Origin of the sequence: Streptomyces chilikensis (genome assembly GCF_001642695.1) — a bacterium.
Classification (GTDB): Bacteria; Actinomycetota; Actinomycetes; order Streptomycetales; family Streptomycetaceae; genus Streptomyces; species Streptomyces chilikensis.
The window spans coordinates 1-4,010 of the sequence record NZ_LWCC02000180.1; the positions used below are offsets into that span (position 1 = coordinate 1).

The window sequence follows — 4,010 nt, forward strand, 5'->3', positions numbered from 1 at the left end:
CGGGGCCGGCGGACCCGGACGGGACGCGGCCGGCCGGTTCGGCCGGGGTCTCCGCCGGCGGCGCCGGCGCGGGCGGCGGGGGCGTCTTGTCGAAGGACACCGCCGGGGGCGTCTGCGCGGTGGCGTCCGGACCGTCGGCGCCGGGGCCGCCGGGGTGCGGCGGGGTGGGTGGTTCGGTGGCCACTGGGCTGTGCTCCTCGTGCGGTGGTGACTCGTCCGCCGGCGGGACGGCGGGACGGCGGGGTGGCGGGGCGGTGCGCGGGACGCGCGGTGCGGCACGCGCGGCGCGAGGAGCGCATGCTATTCGAACGATTTTTCCCCTCGCTTCGCAGCCCCCGCAACCCCGCCGGCCGGGAGCCGGGCCCGCGACGGCCCCGCCCCCGTCACGTCGGACGTGACGGGGGCGGGGCCGGGGAAGGGAGGAGCCGGCCGGGCCCCTCGGCGAGGGGCCCGGCGGTGCGTCAGAAGGTGAGGCCCCAGCTGTTGATGTAGCCGGTGTCACCCGCGGCGTTGTCGCTGACCCGCAGCTTCCAGGTGCCGTTGGCGACCTCGGAGGAGGCGTTCACGGTGTAGGTGGTGTTGATGTTGTCCGTGGAGCTGCCGGTGCCGTACGCCTTCAGCGTGTAGGCCGAGCCGTCGGGGGCGATCAGCTGGACCTGGAGGTCACCGATGTAGGTGTGGACGATGTTGACCGGCACCTGCAGGGTGGACGGCGCGTTGCCGGTGACACCGCTCACGGTGATCGGGGACTCGACCGTGGTGTTGTCGCGGATCGTGTAGTCCGCGGTGTTGGTGAAGGACGTGCCGGGGGGCGGGGTGGTGCCGCCGGCGCCGACGTACAGCAGGCGGTTCGGCGAACCGGTGCCCGGGCTGGTGACCTTGCCGGAGACCGAGTTGGCGATCAGCGCGGAGGCGACCGACGCCGGCGTGGCCGACGGGTTGTCGGCGAGGTAGAGGGCCGCGGCGCCCGCGACGTGCGGGGTGGCCATCGAGGTGCCGGAGATGGTGTTGGTCGCCGAGTCGCCGGTGTACCAGGCGGAGGTGATGGACGAGCCCGGGGCGAAGATGTCCAGGGCCGAGCCGTAGTTGGAGTAGCTGGCGCGCGCGTCGGTGCTGGTGGTGGCGCCGACGGTGATGGCCTCGGTCACGCGGGCCGGCGAACCGGTCGCGGTGACGGACTCGTTGCCCGCGGCGACCGCGAAGGTCACGCCGGCGGCGATGGCCCTGCGCACCGCGGCGTCCAGGGTGGTGGAGGCGCCGCCGCCGAGGGACATGTTGGCGACGGCCGGCTTGACCGCGTTGGCCGCGACCCAGTCGACGCCGTCGATCACGCCGGCGGTGGTGCCGGAGCCGTCGTTGCCGAGCACGCGGACGCCGACGATGCTGGCCTTCTTGGCCACGCCGTAGGTGTTGCCCGCGATGGTGCCGGCGACGTGGGTGCCGTGGCCGTTGCCGTCCTGGGCGACGTTGTCGCCGTCCACGGCGTCGTAGCCGTTGCGGGCGCGGCCGCCGAAGTCGCTGTGGGAGATGCGCACGCCGGTGTCGATGACGTACGCGGTGACGCCCTGGCCGGCCGTGTCGTCGTAGGTGTACGAGCTGTTCAGCGGCAGGGAGGTCTGGTCGATGCGGTCCAGGCCCCAGGTCGGGTTGGTCTGCGTCGCCTGGGTGGTGAACGTGCGGTTCTGCTCGACCAGGGCGACGGCCGGGTCGGCGGCCAGCTTGGCGGCCTCGGCCTCGGTGGCCTCGACGGTGTAGCCGTTGACGGCCTTGCGGAAGGTCTTCTCGACCTCGGCGCCGTGCTTCTCGGCGACGTCCTTGCCCTTGGCGGAGCCGGCCTTGGTGTCGGCCTTCAGGGTGACGATGTAGCTGCCCTTGACCGCGTTCTCCGCGTTCGCGTAGGCGATCGTACCGGTGGCCTCGGCCGCACTCGCCGGAAGCGCGGTGAACAGGCCGCCGGTGAGGGCGGCCGCCGCCAGGGCGCTGACGCCGGCGAGCATTCTGCTGCGAGAGCTCCGCATCACTGCCATCTGAGGGTTCCTCCTGCGGTAGGTGGAGCACTGGTTGGGGGACCGGGGCGTCTGCGTGGGGCAGACATAGCGACAGGTACATGCCAATCACGGGTCATGGGACCCCGGCGGCTCCACCTGTCACCAGCCGAAAGATTGAAGCGTCTACGCGGATTGCACAAGAGGTTCCGCGCAGCCGTAACACCCGCGCCACAAAAGGGTCCCGACCCAATCGCCACCAAACGAGACACACACGCTCGGTAAACGAGACGAGCGTCACACCACGGCCCGCACCGCCGCGCCGTCGCCCTCCCCACGGCCACCGGCACTTCTCCTGACCAGGAGGCGACCCCCTCACAGCACCCGTGTGACCGCTTTCCGGACACCCGCCGGCCGACTTCGCGCCACACCCCCGCCCGCCGGTCCGCCACGCAGAGTGACACCTTCGCCGCCCGCCGGCCCCACCCGGAAGGCGCCCCTCCCGTTCCGGTTCCCCTCCGTCCGCCGCCCACCCTTGACCCGTATGGTCCAGACCAATAACGTCCGGCCATGCGCCTGCCTCGAAGACTCTTCTCCGCAGCGGGAGTTGTCACTTCCGCACTCGCACTGGTCGTCGGGCTCGCCCCGGCATCGTCCGCCGCGCCCGACTCCGCCTCCGCGGTCTCCGGGGCCTCCGCGGCCTCCGGACGGAACACGCTCCGTCAGGTCGGCTACTTCACCCAGTGGGGCGTCTACGGCCGCGACTTCCAGGTCCGGGACGTCGACCTGAGCGGCCAGGCCGAGCGGCTCACCCACCTCAACTACGCCTTCGGCAACGTGGGTCCGGAGGGCGAGTGCCTGATGGGCAACGTCCCCGGCGAGACCGACGCCTGGGCGGACTACGTGCGTCCGGTGGACGCCGCGGACTCGGTGGACGGCGTGGCCGACACCTGGGACCAGCCGCTGGCGGGCAACTTCCTCCAGCTGAGGAAGCTCAAGGAGAAGCACCCGGACCTCAAGGTGATGATCTCGCTGGGCGGCTGGTCCTGGTCCACCCACTTCTCCGACGCCGCCCTCACCGACGCCTCCCGCAAGCGTCTCGTCTCCTCCTGCATCGACCTGTACATCAAGGGCGACCTGCCCGCGGACAGCGGCCGGGGCGGTCCGGGCTCGGCGGCCGGCGTCTTCGACGGCATCGACCTCGACTGGGAGTGGCCCGGCTCCGCGGGCGACACGGACACCACCTTCCGTCCGGAGGACCGGAAGAACTTCACCAAGCTGGTCGCGGAGTTCCGCAAGCAGCTCGACGCGCTGGGCAAGCGGCAGCGCGAGCACTACGAGCTGTCCGCGTTCGTGCCCACCGCCGAGGCCAAGATCGACGCCGGCTTCGAGGTTCCGAAGATCATGAGGAACCTGGACTTCGTCACCCTCCAGGGCTACGACTTCCACGTCAGCGGCGAGCCCGTGACCAACCAGCAGTCCGCGCTGTTCGCGGGGAACGACCACAGCGTGCACGGCACCGTGGAGGCCTGGCTGGAGCGCGGCGCACCCGCCCGGAAGCTGGTGGTGGGCGTGCCCTTCTACGGCCAGGGCTGGACCGGGGTGACCGGCGGCGGCGACGGGCTGGGACAGCCGGCCGCGGGCCCGGCCCCCGCCCGGTGGGCCGACGGGTACGCGGACTACGAGGAGCTCAAGGCCCTCGTGGAGTCCGGCTCCTGGACCGTCCACCGTGACAGGGCCGGCGGTCACGCCTGGATCTTCGACGGCACCACGCTGTGGACCTACGACGACCCGCGGGTCCTCGCCCGGAAGGCCGCGTACGTGAAGGACCGCGGCCTGGGCGGCGCGATGATCTGGTCACTGGACGGGGACACCTCCGACGGCGAGCTGATCCGGGCCCTGGACGCCGGCCTGAACGACTGACCCGCCGGGCGGGGCCGCCCGGCCGGTGACGGGACCGGCGGGCGGCGGCCGCACCACCGCCGCGGCGCCCGGCCCGGGACCACCGGGGCGCGGGCCGCGCCG

General features: G+C 72.6%; 2 protein-coding genes and 1 pseudogene. 1 reads left to right on the plus strand and 2 read right to left on the minus strand.

What is annotated here, in order from left to right:
- Together A2U95_RS32240 and A2U95_RS30920 are read right to left on the minus strand one after the other, a co-directional pair.
- Positions 1–184: pseudogene (locus tag A2U95_RS32240) on the minus strand (hypothetical protein); the annotation flags it as partial.
- A gap of 277 nt (positions 185–461) precedes the next feature.
- Entirely contained in the window at positions 462–2,027 is a 1,566-nt protein-coding gene (locus tag A2U95_RS30920; protein WP_166029185.1) for a S8 family peptidase, read from the minus strand.
- A gap of 528 nt (positions 2,028–2,555) precedes the next feature.
- On the opposite strand from A2U95_RS30920, the gene A2U95_RS30925 reads away from it, so the two are divergent.
- On the plus strand, positions 2,556–3,908 hold the full coding sequence (locus A2U95_RS30925) for a glycoside hydrolase family 18 protein (RefSeq protein WP_166029187.1): 1,353 nt from the start codon (positions 2,556–2,558) through the stop codon (positions 3,906–3,908).
- The last annotated feature ends 102 nt before the right edge of the window (positions 3,909–4,010 follow it).